At 67.4% G+C, this 14,408-nt stretch carries 9 protein-coding genes and 1 pseudogene; 1 reads left to right on the top strand and 9 read right to left on the bottom strand.

The annotated features are described in order from the left end of the window. Positions 1-256: 256 nt before the first annotated feature. From F6S12_RS25160 to F6S12_RS25200, 9 genes are all read right to left on the bottom strand, one after another. Positions 257-2,344 (bottom strand): hydantoinase/oxoprolinase family protein, encoded by a 2,088-nt coding sequence (locus F6S12_RS25160; protein WP_315869433.1) that lies wholly within the window; start codon positions 2,342-2,344, stop codon positions 257-259. Positions 2,345-2,363: 19 nt separating this feature from the next. Continuing rightward, positions 2,364-4,109: a hydantoinase B/oxoprolinase family protein gene (locus tag F6S12_RS25165; RefSeq protein ID WP_315869434.1), complete on the bottom strand. Its 1,746-nt coding sequence runs from the start codon at positions 4,107-4,109 to the stop codon at positions 2,364-2,366. 294 nt (positions 4,110-4,403) lie between these two features. After that, positions 4,404-6,038: a BatD family protein gene (locus F6S12_RS25170; protein WP_210672069.1), complete on the bottom strand. Its 1,635-nt coding sequence runs from the start codon at positions 6,036-6,038 to the stop codon at positions 4,404-4,406. Then, entirely contained in the window at positions 6,035-7,780 is a 1,746-nt protein-coding gene (locus F6S12_RS25175; RefSeq protein WP_315869435.1) for a tetratricopeptide repeat protein, read from the bottom strand. Before F6S12_RS25175 ends, F6S12_RS25170 begins: the two co-directional genes overlap by 4 nt. Further along, a complete protein-coding gene (locus F6S12_RS25180) occupies positions 7,777-8,853 on the bottom strand; it encodes a vWA domain-containing protein (RefSeq protein WP_011061030.1) in 1,077 nt (358 codons plus the stop codon). Before F6S12_RS25180 ends, F6S12_RS25175 begins: the two co-directional genes overlap by 4 nt. Next, positions 8,846-9,340, bottom strand: a complete 495-nt coding sequence (locus F6S12_RS25185; protein WP_011061031.1) for a DUF4381 domain-containing protein — start codon at positions 9,338-9,340, stop codon at positions 8,846-8,848. Before F6S12_RS25185 ends, F6S12_RS25180 begins: the two co-directional genes overlap by 8 nt. Beyond that, positions 9,337-10,278: a DUF58 domain-containing protein gene (locus F6S12_RS25190; protein ID WP_011061032.1), complete on the bottom strand. Its 942-nt coding sequence runs from the start codon at positions 10,276-10,278 to the stop codon at positions 9,337-9,339. Before F6S12_RS25190 ends, F6S12_RS25185 begins: the two co-directional genes overlap by 4 nt. A gap of 5 nt (positions 10,279-10,283) precedes the next feature. Then, positions 10,284-11,243, bottom strand: coding sequence for an AAA family ATPase (locus F6S12_RS25195; RefSeq protein WP_003218556.1), 960 nt, complete (start codon positions 11,241-11,243; stop codon positions 10,284-10,286). A 262-nt stretch (positions 11,244-11,505) separates the two neighbouring features. Continuing rightward, entirely contained in the window at positions 11,506-11,862 is a 357-nt protein-coding gene (locus F6S12_RS25200; protein WP_019094865.1) for a hypothetical protein, read from the bottom strand. A gap of 547 nt (positions 11,863-12,409) precedes the next feature. Between F6S12_RS25200 and F6S12_RS25205 the strand changes: the two are divergent. Further along, positions 12,410-14,408, top strand: a pseudogene (locus F6S12_RS25205) (NAD-glutamate dehydrogenase domain-containing protein); the annotation flags it as partial.

A 14,408-nucleotide genomic window follows, 5' to 3' on the forward strand; every position in this document is an offset into this window, starting at 1 on the left:
GGCCAGGGCACTGCTGGGGGTTTCCCAGATCCGCAGGTTGCCCTGGAAGGGGCGGTCGCTGCTGAATTCAAGGGACAGGGGAAAGTAGGCGTTGCCAATGGCTTCGGCCCAGCGGGGCTGGCATTGGTGCTCGGGCCAGTAACGGGTGGAAAGCTGCTGAACCATCATCACTCCTGCTTTCTTGTGTTTTTTAGTCAGGACAGCACCGGGTGGTCAGCCACGGTGCCGGTGATCTTTGGGCAAAAGCGCGGGTCGGTCAATCGGCAGGCGTCAGCCGGTAGCAGGCCGAGGGCGCGAGCGTCGCCTGCCAGCCCGGCGGCACCACGATGTTGGTGGTGGCTTCCTCGATCACGCAGGGGCCGGTGAGGGTCTGCCCGGCCTGCAGCTGTTCGCCCTGGTAGACCGGTGTCGGTTGCCAGCCGCCGGCTTCGTCGAACAGCATCGAGCGCTGTTCCCGAGGCGTTGCCGGCACCTGCTGCTCGGGGATCGGCATCTCCGGCATGGGTGGGTGCTGCAGCCTGGCGATCACCGAGCATTCAAGGTTCACCAGCTCGATCGGGCTCTGCGGCTCGCTGTAGGAGAACAGCGCCTTGTGCCGGCTGTGGAAGGCCTCGCGCAGGGCGCCGAGGCCGGCCGGGTCCAGCTCGTTGCTGGCCAGCTCGACGCTGCATTCGTGGATCTGCCCCAGGTAGCGGATTTCCAGGTGGTACTGGGTATCGACCCGGTTGCCGTTGCTGAAGTCGTCCTGGCGCAGGTTCTCCAGGCCCTGTTCGCGCAGCCGGGCCAGGGTCCGGTTGAGCAGCGCCAGGTCCACGTGCTGGTCGTCCAGGCGCATGGGCAGGGTGGTCAGCTGGTCGTAGCGGATGTCCGAGAGGATCTGCCCGAAGGCGCACAGCCCCGAGGCCACCTTGGGAATCAGCACCACCTGGCTGCCGATTTCCTCGGCCAGGCGGATCACGTGCATGCCCGCCGCGCCGCCGGCGCCGATCAGGGCGAACTGGCGCGGATCGTAGCCGCGCTCCACCGATACCCGGCGGATGCCGCTGACCATGTTCAGGTTGACCAGGGTGATGATTCCCAGCGCCGCGCGCTCGATGCTGATGCCCAGGGGCTCGCCGATCCGGCTGGCGATGGCCTGCAGCGCCGCCTGGCGTGACAGGCGGATGCTGCCGCCGAGCAAGGCGCCGTCCGCCAGGTAGCCCAGCGCCAGGTTGGCGTCGGTCACCGTCGGCTCGCTGCCGCCCTTGCCATAGCACACCGGCCCGGGGTTGGCCCCGGCGCTGCGCGGGCCGACCTGGAGCATGCCGAAGGGGTCCAGGTGGGCGATGGAGCCGCCACCGGCGCCGAGGGTTTCCACCTGGATCATCGGCACGCCGATGCGGTAGCGCAGAAAGTCGCTGTCCTTGCTGAAGTTGGTGCGCCCGCCCTGGCTCAGGGTGATGTCGAAGGAGGTGCCGCCCATGTCCACGGTGATCACGTTGTCGATACCGAATGGCCGGGCCACGCACAGCCCGGCCTGGGGCGCCGAGGCCGGGCCGGAATTGATCGCATTGACCGCCCGGGTGCTCATGATCGCGCCGGGGGCCAGGCCGCCGTTGGACTGGAAGTAGCGGGTCGGCTGCTGTGCCCCCAGTTCTTCGAACAGGCTGTCGATGCGCTCCACGTAGCGTTGCATCACCGGGCTCAGGTAGGCGTTGACCACGGTGCTGGAGGTACGGGTGTATTCACGGATCTGCGGGAACACTTCATTGCCGGTGCAGACGAAGACCCCGGGCAGGGCCGCGCGCACCAGCTGTGCGGCGCGCTGCTCGTGGGCCGGGTTGCGCACCGACCAGACAAAGGAGATGGCCACCGCCTGCACCTGCTGCTCGCGAAAGTACTCGATGGCCCGCAGGATCGCCGTTTCGTCCAGGGGCGCGTGCTCCTGGCCGTCGCTGCGCATGCGCCCGCCGATGGGCCGGCGCAGGTGGCGCGGCACCAGCATGTGGGCCTGGGGGTAGCTGGCGTCGTAGCGGTGGCCGTCTTCCTTGTGCCCCAGGCGGATTTCCAGGCTGTCTTCGTGGCCATCGGTACACAGCAGGCCGACCTTGGCCCCGGTCTTCTCGATCAGGGCGTTGAGGGCCACGGTGGTGCCGTTGATGCACAGGTCGCAGTCGCCGATGATCTGCGCCGGGCTGCGCCCCAGGGCGTCGGCCATCTGCGCCAGGCCGTTGCGGATGGCCAGGGTGCCGTCCTGCGGGGTCGAGGGGGCCTTGAACAGCTGCACGTTGCCGAGCTGGTCGGCGAGGATGAAATCGGTGAAGGTGCCGCCGGCGTCGATGCCCAGGCGATAGTGTTTGCTCATGGGGGGATGCTCCGTGGGTTCAGGGGCGGGCGCGCAGGGCGCGGGTGGCGTCGTGGTCCAGGCGCTGCTCGGCGTCGAACACCACGCCGTAGTCCAGGCGCGCGCCTTCGAGGGAGACCAGGCCATTGCGCAGGTCTTCGGCCACTCGCTCCAGGGGCCGCAGGAAGGGGGCGCCATAGCCGCCACCGCCGGGGTTGAGGTTGATCACCCGCTCTCCGGGTTGTGCGGTCAACTGGGCGTTGTGCTGGTAGGTGTGTTCCTGGCCGTCGGCACGGCGATGGGTCAGGCGCCCGAGCTTGGGCGCCAGCAGGCCGTTGCGCGCCCCCGCGGCGCCGGCGGTGGGCAGTTGCCGGCCTTCGCCGAAGCCCACCACGGTCATCGGGTGCTGCAGGGGTTCGATCTCGATGCAGGTGCCCGAGCCGCCGCGAAACTGCCCGGCGCCGCCGCTGTCGGTGATCAGGCTGTAGCGGTGGATGAGGATCGGGTAGGCGTATTCCAGCAGTTCGATGTCGCCGGACATCAGCGCGCCGAAGCAGCACAGCGGGCCGCAGGCCGGCCAGCCGTCCATGGCCTGGTTGGCCCCGGCCCCGGAGATGATCGAGGCCAGGACCATGGTCACGTATTCGGCGTTGTCGTTGCGCGGGTCGTGGCCGGCGATGTTGATCCCGCTGGCATGGCCCCAGGACGCGGTGACCCGTTCCGGCGCGGCCTGCTCCAGGGCCTGGCGCACCGCGTCGGCGAGGGTTTCCATGGGGGTGGTGGTGCTGTTGACGTGGGGCGCGGGTTCGCTGGCGTTGCACAGGGTTCCGGGCTCCCCCAGGTCGACGCTGATGCAGCGGTACAGGCCCTCGTTATAGGGCGGCGGCACCTGGGCGAACATCATCAGCCCCAGGTACACCCCGGACACCGAGTTGCCGGCGTAGGAATTGATGAAGTAGGGCACCTGGGGCGGGCTGTCGATGCGCACCCGGGCCTGATCGCCGCTGATCTGCACCTGGGCGGTGATGGTCAGCTGGCCCAGGCCGTGGCCCGAATCCTCCAGCACCGCGCTGCCGTGGTAGAGGCCATCCGGCACCTCGCGCAGCAGGGCGCGCATGTGCCGGTCAGCCATGTCCTTGAGCTCGCCGATGCAGGCGCGCACCTGTTCCACGCCGTAGCGCTCCAGAAGTTGCAGCAGGTGCCGCTCGCCGACGCTGCAGGCGCCGTACTGGGCATTCAGGTCGCCTTCCTGGTAGACCCGGGCGCGCATGTTGGTCAGCAGCAGGTTGATCACATCCTCGCGGCGCTGGCCCCGGGACCAGAGCTTGACCGGCGGAATCCGCAGGCCCTCGGCATAGATTTCCCTGGCGTCCGGGTTGTAGCCGGCGGGCACCGGGCCGCCGATGTCGGTGAGGTGGCCCTTGCACACCGCCCAGAACACCAGCTCGCCCCGGTAGAACACCGGTTTGTACATGCAGCAGTCGAGGATATGGCTGCCCTGGTAGGCCGGGTCGTTGTGGTAGATCACGTCCCCTTCATGGATGTCGTCGCTGAAGAATCCGGCCACGCATTTCATCGCCGGGATCAGCGAGCCGAGGTGGATCGGGATGTCCTGGCCCTGGAGGACCATTTCCGGGAGGTGGTCGAACAAGGCATTGGAGTAGTCGTGGGCCAGGTTGAAGACGCTGGAGCGGCCGGTTTTCTCCAGGGTCAGGGTCATTTCACGCTGGGCGGTTTCCAGCGCCCCTCGCACCACGGCGAGGGTGATCGGATCTACTGTGCTCATGGCTCACCTGAGTTCTTGTTGTTCTCGGGGTGGGGCGCGACGGCTGTTGCGCCCACGGCCTTAAGCTACGCGCAGCCAGGCGCACCTGGCTTGTCGCCGGGTGCAGGGCTTTTTGCGTTCTGGTGCACTGTCGTCACTGCTGAATGTGGGGGCACGCGCTGCAGGAGCTGGCTCCCCAGCGAACAGGCCCGCCCAGGCGCGGCATGGCTTACGGGGCTTTTCGCCGGCAAGCCGGCTCCTGCGCGGGAGGTCGCCGGCAAGCCGGCTCCTACGGGGGGCTGCGCTAAGCGCCGGTTACTTGGGGTACAGCGGCGGCAGGCTGGTGGTGTCCGCCACCGGGTCCTGGACCCGTTCGTCGATCGGGATGGCGCGTATCGCTCGCCACAGTTCCTCGCCCTGCCAGTACTGGCCGGTCTCGCTGTAGAGCGCGCCGTTGAGGCCGTCCAGGGCGTCGGACAGCGGCACGAAGCGCGCGGCCATTTCGGCCAGGGTTTCGGGCTGTTGCCGGGCCCAGGCGTCCAGGGCCTGGCGGGTGGCCTGGGGGTCGTTGGCCTGGCAGGCACGCTTGAGGTCGTCCAGCAGCGAGCGCGGGCTGGGGCCGGTCTGGGTGGCGCGCAGCACCGCCGGCTGCCAGCGGGCGCGCCACCACAGGCCGAAGCCCAGCAGGGTGGTGCAAGCCAGCAGCAGGGTGCTCAGTTGCCACAGCCACAGGTTGCCGCTGTCGGGCGCGGCCGAGGCGTTGCCTGCCGGGGTGTCCACCACCAGGCTGGGGTTGTTCGCCACCTGCAGGGCCCGCGCCGGCAGGCTGGTGCTTTCCAGGCGGTCTTCGACGGTGTTCCACCAGGTCACTTCAATGGCGGGCAGTTCGACGTTGCCGGGGCGGGTGGGCACCAGCGCCTGGCGGTCTTCGCGAATGCCCAGAAGGCCCTGTTCAACGTGCTGGTTGCTCAACTGCGGCTGGTCCGGGTAGCTGCGCAGGCCATTGACGTCGGCCAGGGGCAGCGGCGGCAACTGGGCGCTGGACAGGCCTTCGGCGCGCAGGGTCAGGCTGCGGGTCAGGGAGTCTCCGACCTGAGGGTGCTCGGGCTCCGGGCTCCAGCTTTCGCTCAGGCTCAGGCTGCGGGCCGGCAGCCAGGGCGCGTCGGCCGGGTAGGTGGCGGGCTTGGCCTTGACCTGCAGGCTGATGTCACTGGAGCTGACGTGGATCAGCTTGCCGGCCCGGGGCGTCTGCGAGCTGGTTTCCTGGCCCGGGTCCGGGTTGGCCAGGGTGGCGCTGAAGGTCAGCGCGGGAATCTGCAACGGCCCGCTGCGCTGGGGATAGAGCGCGTAGCGCATCTCGATCACCCCGTGGCGCACGCCATTGATGAGCTTTTCGTAGGTGCGCGGCTCGCCCAGCTGTTCCACCCGGGTGTCGCTCAGCAGCAGCGGGCTCAGGCTGCTGTCGTCGAACAGCGGCACCGAGTGGTAGATGTGCAGGGTCAGCAGGGCCTGGGCCTGGACATAGACGCTGGGCTGGTCGAGCTCGGCTTCGATGAACACCGGTTCCAGGCGGGCGTTCTGGTCCTGGGCCGGGCTGGTGTTGACCTGCAGGCTCAGGGGCTGGCTCTGCAGGCTGCCCAGTTGCAGCGGGGCGATTTCCAGGGTGCCGGTGTGGCGCGGCAGCAGGGTGACGATCCAGCGGGTACTGGCGTGGTTGTCCCCCAGGCCGTTGAGCTGGTTGACCTGGCGTGTGCCGCGCACCTCGAATTGTGCCTCCAGGGGCGCCAGGTCCGGCTTGCCGAACTGGGTGACATCGGTGGACTCCAGGGTCAGCTCGACGGTTTCCCCGGAATTGACCTGGCTGCGGTCCAGGCTGGCGAGCAGGCCGGCAGCCTGGGACTGGCCAGTGCAGAACGCGAGGGCAAGCAGTAGGGCGGTGCAGCGGGTCATCGAGTTTTTCCCTGATCCTGATGTTGTTGCTGTTCGTACCAGAATTTGCGCCTGAGCAATTCACCCGGGTCGTCGGGGATCTTGCGCAGCCATTGTTCCAGCGCCTGCTGGTGTTCAGCGTCCAGGCTGTCCTCCACCGGGCGCAGCGGGGTGGTGGTGTGCTGGTCGTCCAGCTCGCTGCCGGGCACTTCACTGTGGCCGGCGGTTTGTGGATCAGGCGGCGGCGTGTCACCTTCGTTGGCCGGCGTCTGCGCCGGGTCCTGCGGGCCATCGCTGCCCGGTGGTGGCTGGGTGGCTGCACCGCTGGGGCCCGGGCGGGTGTCGTCGCCTTCGGGGGTGTCCGGCTTCTTCGCCGGTGGCGGTGTTTGCGCCTGGGCCTGTTGCTGTTGCAGCAGGCTTTCCACCAGGGCCTTGTTCTGCAACGCCGGTTGCAGATCCGGCTGGCGTTCCAGGGCCTGCTCGTAGGCGTCGATGGCGGCTTCCAGCTCGCCGCTGCGGGCCAGGGCGTTACCGCGATTGTAGTGGGCGCGGGCGTCGTTGCCCTCGGCGAAACGCTCGGCGGCGGCAGTGTAGTTGCCGGCTTCGTACAAGGCCACGCCTTGCCAGTGCGGGTCCTGGAAATGCCGCGCGGCCTCCGCCGGGCGCTGCTGTTGCAGAAGCCGCTGGCCCTGCTGGTCGGGGCGCAGCCACAGGTCATTGAAGTCGAAGGCGTAGCTCGGTTGCGGCACGGCGAACAGCAGCAGGGGCAGGCAGAACAGCCAGCCCCGGCGCCCGGCGCAGGCGGCCAGCAGCAACAGCGGCAGCAGCAGCCAGTAGCCCTGGTCGGCCCAGGTATCCAGGCGCAGGGTCTGGCCGTCGCTGCGCAGGCCTTGCGGGCCGCCCAGCAGGCCCAGGCCGCGCAGGTCGCTGTCGTCCAGGCGCGCCTGGCGGTAGCGCCCGCCCACGTCGCCGATGAAGTGCTTGAGGTCCGGGCTGTCCAGGCGCGATACCAGGATCGCGCCCTGGTCGTCCTTGAGGTAGCTGCCGTCTTCCTGGGCCACCGGGGCGCCGTCGCGGCTGCCGAAGCCGAGCATCAGCAACTGCGGGGCGTCGCCCTTGAGCGCCTGGCGGATGCCCTGGCGTTCCTCTTCGTTGAGGGAGGAGGCCATCAGTAGCACCCGGCCCTGGCCCAGGGCCCCCTGGTCCAGCAGCTTCAGGGCCTTGAGCAGGGCCAGGTCGGCGCGCTGGCCGGCCTGGGGCATGATCGACGGCTTGAGGGCGTCCAGCAGGTTGCGGCTGGTGGCCAGGTCATCGGACAGCGGCACCAGGGTGTGGGCGCTGCCGGCGTAGACCACGATGGCGGTCTGCGCGTCGCTGCGCAGTTGCAACAGGTCCAGCAGCTTGTGCCGGGCCTGCTCCAGGCGATCGGGCGGCACGTCGTTGGCGAGCATCTGCGGGGTCAGCTCCAGCAGCACCACCAGCGGGTCGGCGGGTTTCTGGCTGGTCTGTTCCACCCGCTGCCAGCTGGGGCCCAGCAGGGCCAGCACCGCCAGCAGCCAGGCCAGGCCCAGGGCCACCCAGGGCAGCTTGCTTTCGCGGCCATTGCCGCCGCTGAGCAGGGCGGCGTGAAAGGCCGGGGGCAGGATCATCTGCCAGCGCCCGGCGCGTTTCTGCCGGTGCCAGAGCTTCCACAGCAGCAGCGCCAGCAGGGGCAGCACCAGCAACCAGCCGGGGCGGAACCAATGGGGCCAGAGGCTGATCATCGACGCCTCCGCAAGCGCAGGCGCTTGAGCCGCTGGCGCCAGTCATGGGCAGGCAGCAGGAAGTTCGACTGGGTGAAGAAGCGTTGCAGCGGGTTCTGCGGCCAGCGCTCGCGCAGCACCAGCAGCACGCTGAGCAGCAACGCCGTGGCCAGGGGCCAGTGGTACAGGGCCTGGGCCGGGCGTGCCTGGGTCGGTTGCTGGGCCACCGGTTCCAGTTGATCGAGGGTTTGCTTGATCGCTTGCAGCTCCTGGCCGTCCCGGGCGCGGAAGTAGCGCCCGCCAGTGACTTGCGCCAGCTCCTTGAGGGCCGGTTCGTCCAGGTCCAGGCTCGGGTTGATGCCCAGCACGCCGAGGGTGGCGCTCTGTTCCGGGTCGGCGCCGATGCCGATGGGGTAGATCTTCACCCCTTCCTCGGCGGCCAGCCGGGCGGCGGTGATGGGGGCGATCTCGCCGCCGTTGTTGGCGCCGTCGGTGACCAGGATCAGCACCCGGCTCTGGGCCGGGCGCTGGCGCAGGCGCTTGAGGGCCAGGCCGATGGCATCGCCGATGGCGGTGTTCTTGCCGGCGATGCCGATCTTCGCTTCATCCAGCCAGACCCGCACCGTGTGCCGGTCGAAGGTCAGGGGCGCCTGCAGGTAGGCCTTGCTGCCGAACAGGATCAGGCCCACCCGATCGCCTTCGCGGTGTTCGAGAAAGTCCCCCAGCAGGTGCTTGACCAGGTTCAGGCGGCTGACGTCCTCGTCCTGCCATTGCATGTCGGGGAAATCCATGGAGCCGGAAACGTCCACCGCCACCAGCAGGTCGCGGCCGCTGGCGGCCACCGGCAAGGGGTCGCCCAGCCATTGCGGGCGCGCGGCGGCCAACAGCAGCAGGAGCCAGAGCAGGATGAAACGCACCTGCTGGCGCCAGGCCGGCAGGTGGGCGCGGGCCCGGCGCTTGGACAGGCCTTCCAGGTCACTGAGAAAACTGACTTTCAGCGCCGGCTCGCCGCTGTCGGCCACCGGCAGCACCAGGCGCAGCAGCCAGGGCAGCGGCAGCAGGACGAAGACCCACGGCCAGGCGAACTCAAACATGCTTGCGAATCCAGGTGTCCACCGCCTGGGTCAGGCCGGCGATGGCTTTGTCGTCGAGCTTGCACTCGGGCTTGTAGGCGCCTTCCACCAGCACCATCCAGCGGGTCAGGCCGGCGGCCGGGCAACGGTTGTCGAGGAACGCCAGCCATTTGCGCCCGTTCAGGGTGTGGCTCTGGCTGTAGGGGTAATGGTTGCGGCACAGGCGCTTGAGCAGGGCATTCAAGGCCTGCAGCCAGGCGCCGGCGGGGGCACCGTCATAGGGCTTGGGCAGCAGCGCCAGTTCTGCCAGGGCGGCCAGGCGCACCGGGTCCAGGGGCTGCTCGCTGCGGGCGCGCACGGCCTTGCGCGGCCACAGGTGGCGCCAGTGCCAGAGGGCCAGGCCCAGCAGCGGCAGCAGGATCGCCAGCAGCCACCAGCCCGGGGCCGGTGGCCACAGGCTGACGGCGGGCGGCGGCAGCAGCGGTTGCAGTTGTTCCAGGCTGCTCATCGGCCGGCTCCGGGGCGCTGCGGGTTGAGGTACTCGCGCAGCTGCTCGACCATCTCGCTCTGGGTGCTCAGGGGCATCAGCAGCACCCGCAGCTTTTGCGCCAGGCGTTCCCAGCGGGCGATGCGCGCTTCGCTCATGGCGCGGTAGGCCTGGCGCAGGTCGTAGTTCAGGGTGTCCAGTTCCAGCTGGGCGCCGCGTTCGGCAAAGCGCAGCAGGCCGGCGGCGGGCAGGGCGTGGTCCAGCGGGTCGGAAAGGGGCATCAACAGCAGGTCGCAATGGCGCGACAGCAGGCTCAGTTGCTGCTCGGCGGCGTCGCTCAGGGCGCGTTCGTCGCAGATCACGATCACCAGGCTGCCGGGGCGCAGGACTTCGCGCCCGCGCAGCAGCGCGGTGCCCAGGGCGTCGCGCTGGGGGCGGGCTTCGCTGTGCAGCGACTGGTTGACCCGCACCAGGCGGTTGAGCAACTGCAACAGGCTCTGCTTGCTGCGCCGCGGCTTGATCTCGTAATGCTCGTCGTCGCCGTAGACCAGCCCGCCGACCCGGTCGTTATGGCCCAGGGCGGCCCAGCCGATCAGGCTCGCGGCCTGGGCGGCGAGCACCGACTTGAACATCAGCCCCGAGCCGAAGAACAGCTGGCGGCTCTGTTCCACCATGATGAAGATCGGCCGCTCGCGCTCTTCGTGGAACAGCTTGGTGTGCGGTTCCTGGGTGCGCGCGGTAACCCGCCAGTCGATGGTGCGCACGTCGTCGCCGGCCTGGTAGACCCGCACCTGGTCGAAGTCCACGCCGCGCCCGCGCAGCTTGGAGTGGTGCAGGCCGATCAGCGGGCTGCGCTGGCTGGGGGTGGAGAACAGCTGCACCTCGCGCACGCGATGGCGCATCTCGATCAGTTCGCCGAGGGTGATGCGAATGCCGGGTTCGGCAACGGGCTGGGTCATGGGCTTCAGGCGACGGCAACGACGTCGAGGATGCGCTGTACCACACGGTCCTGGTCGATGCCGGCCGCTTCAGCCTCGAAGGACAGGATGATGCGGTGGCGCAGTACGTCGAACAGCACGGCCTGGATGTCTTCGGGGCTGACGAAGTCGCGGCCGGCGAGCCAGGCGTGGGCCCGGGCGCAGCGGTCCAGGGCGATGGAGCCGCGGGGGCTGGCGCCGTAGGCGATCCACTCGGCCATCTCCGGGTCGAACTTGGCCGGGGTGCGGGTGGCCATCACCAGTTGCACCAGGTATTCCTCCACCGCATCGGCCATGTACAGGCCGAGGATTTCCTTGCGTGCGGCAAAGATCGCCTGCTGGCTGACCCGGCGCTCGGGCTTGGTCTCGCCGTTCAGGGCTTCGCCGCGGGCCTGCTGGAGGATCCGCCGCTCCACGGCGGCGTCCGGGAAGCCGATCTTGACGTGCATCAGGAAGCGGTCGAGCTGGGCTTCGGGCAGCGGGTAGGTGCCTTCCTGCTCGATGGGGTTCTGGGTCGCCATCACCAGGAACAGCGGCGACAGTTCATAGGTGCTGCGTCCGACGCTGACCTGGCGCTCGGCCATGGCTTCGAGCAGGGCCGACTGGACCTTGGCCGGGGCGCGGTTGATCTCGTCCGCCAGCACCAGGTTGTGGAAGATCGGGCCTTGCTGGAACACGAAGCTGCCGGTTTCCGGGCGATAGATCTCGGTGCCGGTGATGTCGGCGGGCAGCAGGTCGGGGGTGAACTGGATCCGATGGAATTGCGCTTCAATGCCTTCGGCCAACTCCTTGATGGCCTTGGTCTTGGCCAGCCCCGGAGCGCCCTCGACCAGCATGTGGCCGTCGGCGAGCAGGGCGATGAGCAAGCGCTCGATGAGTTTTTCCTGGCCGAGAATCTGCGTTGAAAGAAAGGTTCGCAGCGCCAAAAGCGCTTCACGATGTTCCATCGGTGACTGTTCCTGGAGAGGGTGCGCCCCGGGCGTTGAGGGAACGTCGGGGCTGGGGGCGATACTTTAATCCATAGCGGGGGTCGGCGACTAACGGGGAAAACCTGATTTGGCGAATTAGTCGAAAAAAATCCGTGTTTTATTCAGCACCACGCGCACCCCCGGTAGAAGCCGGCTTGCCGGCGAAGAGGCCGGCAAGGTTTGCGGCGGAGCCGAAGACGCCTTCGCTGGCAAGCCAGCTCCTACCGGGAAGGGCGGCGGGTCAGGACAACTGGCTGATGTAGGTGCCGGTGCCCTTGAGGATGTTCTGCAGGGTTTCCTCCACTTCGGCCAGGTCCGAGGCAGCGGTGCTGTGGCGGATCTCCAGGTGGTCGGCGCCGTTCAGGGCGTCGGCGTCGGCCGCGGCGATTTCGATCAGCAGGGTGGTGGGGCTCAGGGTCACCTTGACGCCATCGAGGGTCGAGGGCTCGCCGTCGAGGGTGATCTCCAGTTCGTCTTCGTCCGGGTAGCGGCTCATCAGGAACATCTCGCCCTGGGTGCTGTGGCAGCAGAGCATGGCCATGTTGTCTTCTTCGTCGTCGCAGGGGTTGGCGATCAGGTGGGCGGTGGTCATGTGCATGGGGGCATTCCTGAGAGAGTGGCCGGGCGGGCAGAAAGGAAACAATTCTGCCAGCCCGATGGAATTTCTGCTGGCTTGTCTGTCAGAGAACAGGTCGTGAACACAATCGCTGCGGCAGTCACTTTTGGTACGCAAGTACCGTGAATCCGGGGAAAAAAACCGGTTTTTCCACCGCGGCTGCTAGTGTTGCTCAAAGCGTGAGCGTTCTGCTGCGTGCCGTTGACCGAATATGTCGCAGCATCGCAAGCAGCTGTCACATCGCACTCGTTAAGCTGCGCAGCGGACAATTTGTTCTTAGTGCAATAGGTTGCGTCTGATTTGTGATGGTCACCTGTAAAGGCATTGCGCTCGGTTTCCCGGCTAGCGTCAGTCGTTTTTGCAGATGCCCATCCCCGGAAGGTGAATGTGACCTGTGCGTCTCGTCCAGCTTCACCCACCTGTCATCCTGCTACCTCTGCCCGAGACCAGGAGCAGGATGCAGCACCGCCCCGCGAGGGGTTTGCACGCGACGCTTCCATCAATAACAAGCCCAAGCGGAGTACCACAGATGGCGTTCTTCACCGCAGCCAGCAAAGCCGACTTCCAGCACCAACTGCAAGCGGCACTGGCGCAGCACATCAGTGAACAGGCACTGCCACAAGTGGCGCTGTTCGCTGAACAATTCTTCGGCATCATTTCCCTGGACGAACTCACCCAGCGTCGCATGTCCGACCTGGCGGGCTGCACCCTTTCTGCCTGGCGCCTGCTTGAGCGCTTCGACCACGGGCAACCGCAGGTCCGCGTCTACAACCCCGATTACGAACGCCATGGCTGGCAGTCGACCCACACCGCTGTGGAAGTCCTGCACCACGACCTGCCGTTTTTGGTGGACTCGGTACGCACCGAGCTCAACCGTCGCGGCTACAGCATCCACACCCTGCAGACCACCGTGCTCAGCGTACGTCGTGGCAGCAAGGGCGAGCTGCTGGAAATCCTGCCCAAGGGCACCCAGGGCGAAGGCATCCAGCAAGAGTCGCTGATGTACCTGGAGATCGACCGTTGCGCCAATGCCGCCGAACTCAGCGTGCTGGGCAAGGAGCTGGAGCAGGTACTGGGCGAAGTGCGGGTCGCCGTGGCCGACTTCGAGCCGATGAAGGCCAAGGTCCAGGAACTGATCCAGAGCATCGACAACAGCCAGTTCCCGATCGCCGCCGAAGAAAAGACCGAGATCAAGAGCTTCCTCGAATGGCTGGTGGGCAACCACTTCACCTTCCTCGGTTATGAAGAATTCGTGGTCGGCGCCGACCAGGACGGCGGGCATATCGAATATGACCCGAACTCCTTCCTCGGCCTGGCCAAGCTACTGCGCGCCGGCCTCACCAGCGATGACCTGCGCATCGAAGACTACGCCGTCAACTACCTGCGCGAACCGACGCCGCTGTCCTTCGCCAAGGCCGCGCACCCGAGCCGCGTGCACCGTCCGGCCTACCCGGATTTCGTCTCGATCCGCCAGATCGATGCCGACGGCAAGGTCATCAAGGAATGCCGCTTCATGGGCCTGTACACCTCTTCGGTGTACGGCGAGAGCGTGCGGGTGATTCCTTACATCCGCCGCAAGGTCGAAGCCATCGAGCAGCGCTCGGGCTTCCAGGCCAAGGCGCACCTGGGCAAGGAACTGGCCCAGGTCCTGGAAGTGCTGCCCCGCGATGATCTGTTCCAGACCCCGGTGGACGAGCTGTTCAGCACCGTGATGTCCATCGTGCAGATCCAGGAACGCAACAAGATCCGCGTGTTCCTGCGCAAGGACCCCTACGGTCGTTTCTGCTACTGCCTGGCCTACGTGCCGCGTGACATCTATTCCACTGAAGTGCGGCAGAAGATCCAGCAAGTGCTGATGGATCGCCTGCAAGCCACCGACTGCGAGTTCTGGACCTTCTTCTCCGAGTCGGTGCTGGCCCGTGTGCAGTTGATCCTGCGGGTGGACCCGAAACAGCGCATCGACATCGATCCGCTGCTGCTGGAAAAAGAAGTGGTGCAGGCCTGCCGCAGCTGGCAGGACGACTACGCCAGCCTGGTGGTGGAAAGCTTCGGCGAAGCCCACGGCACCAATGTGCTGGCGGACTTCCCCAAAGGCTTCCCGGCCGGCTACCGCGAGCGCTTTGCCGCGCACTCGGCCGTGGTGGACATGCAGCACCTGCTGAGCCTCACCGAAGCCAACCCACTGGTGATGAGCTTCTACCAGCCCCTGGGCCAGGTCTCCGGCCAGCGCGAGCTGCACTGCAAGCTGTACCACGCCGACACCCCGCTGGCGCTGTCCGACGTGCTGCCGATCCTGGAAAACCTCGGCCTGCGCGTGCTGGGCGAATTCCCGTACCGCCTGCGTCACAACAATGGCCGTGAGTTCTGGATCCACGACTTCGCCTTCACCGCCGCCGAAGGCCTGGACCTGGATATCCAGCAGCTCAACGACACGCTGCAGGACGCCTTCGTCCATATCGTGCGCGGCGATGCCGAGAACGACGCCTTCAACCGCCTGGTGCTGACCGCCGGCCTGCCATGGCGCGACG

The sequence above is a fragment of the Pseudomonas sp. JV245A genome (assembly GCF_032424515.1).
Taxonomy (GTDB): domain Bacteria; phylum Pseudomonadota; class Gammaproteobacteria; order Pseudomonadales; family Pseudomonadaceae; genus Aquipseudomonas; species Aquipseudomonas protegens.

Bases quoted from the DNA above. Each gene is read 5' to 3' on its own strand.
- F6S12_RS25175 (WP_315869435.1), bottom strand. From the start codon at position 7,780: ATGATCAGCCTCTGGCCCCATTGGTTCCGCCCCGGCTGGTTGCTGGTG.
- F6S12_RS25200 (WP_019094865.1), bottom strand. From the start codon at position 11,862: ATGCACATGACCACCGCCCACCTGATCGCCAACCCCTGCGACGACGAA.
- F6S12_RS25180 (WP_011061030.1), bottom strand. From the start codon at position 8,853: ATGTTTGAGTTCGCCTGGCCGTGGGTCTTCGTCCTGCTGCCGCTGCCC.
- F6S12_RS25190 (WP_011061032.1), bottom strand. From the start codon at position 10,278: ATGACCCAGCCCGTTGCCGAACCCGGCATTCGCATCACCCTCGGCGAA.
- F6S12_RS25160 (WP_315869433.1), bottom strand. From the start codon at position 2,344: ATGAGCAAACACTATCGCCTGGGCATCGACGCCGGCGGCACCTTCACC.
- F6S12_RS25165 (WP_315869434.1), bottom strand. From the start codon at position 4,109: ATGAGCACAGTAGATCCGATCACCCTCGCCGTGGTGCGAGGGGCGCTG.
- F6S12_RS25195 (WP_003218556.1), bottom strand. From the start codon at position 11,243: ATGGAACATCGTGAAGCGCTTTTGGCGCTGCGAACCTTTCTTTCAACG.
- F6S12_RS25185 (WP_011061031.1), bottom strand. From the start codon at position 9,340: ATGAGCAGCCTGGAACAACTGCAACCGCTGCTGCCGCCGCCCGCCGTC.
- F6S12_RS25170 (WP_210672069.1), bottom strand. From the start codon at position 6,038: ATGACCCGCTGCACCGCCCTACTGCTTGCCCTCGCGTTCTGCACTGGC.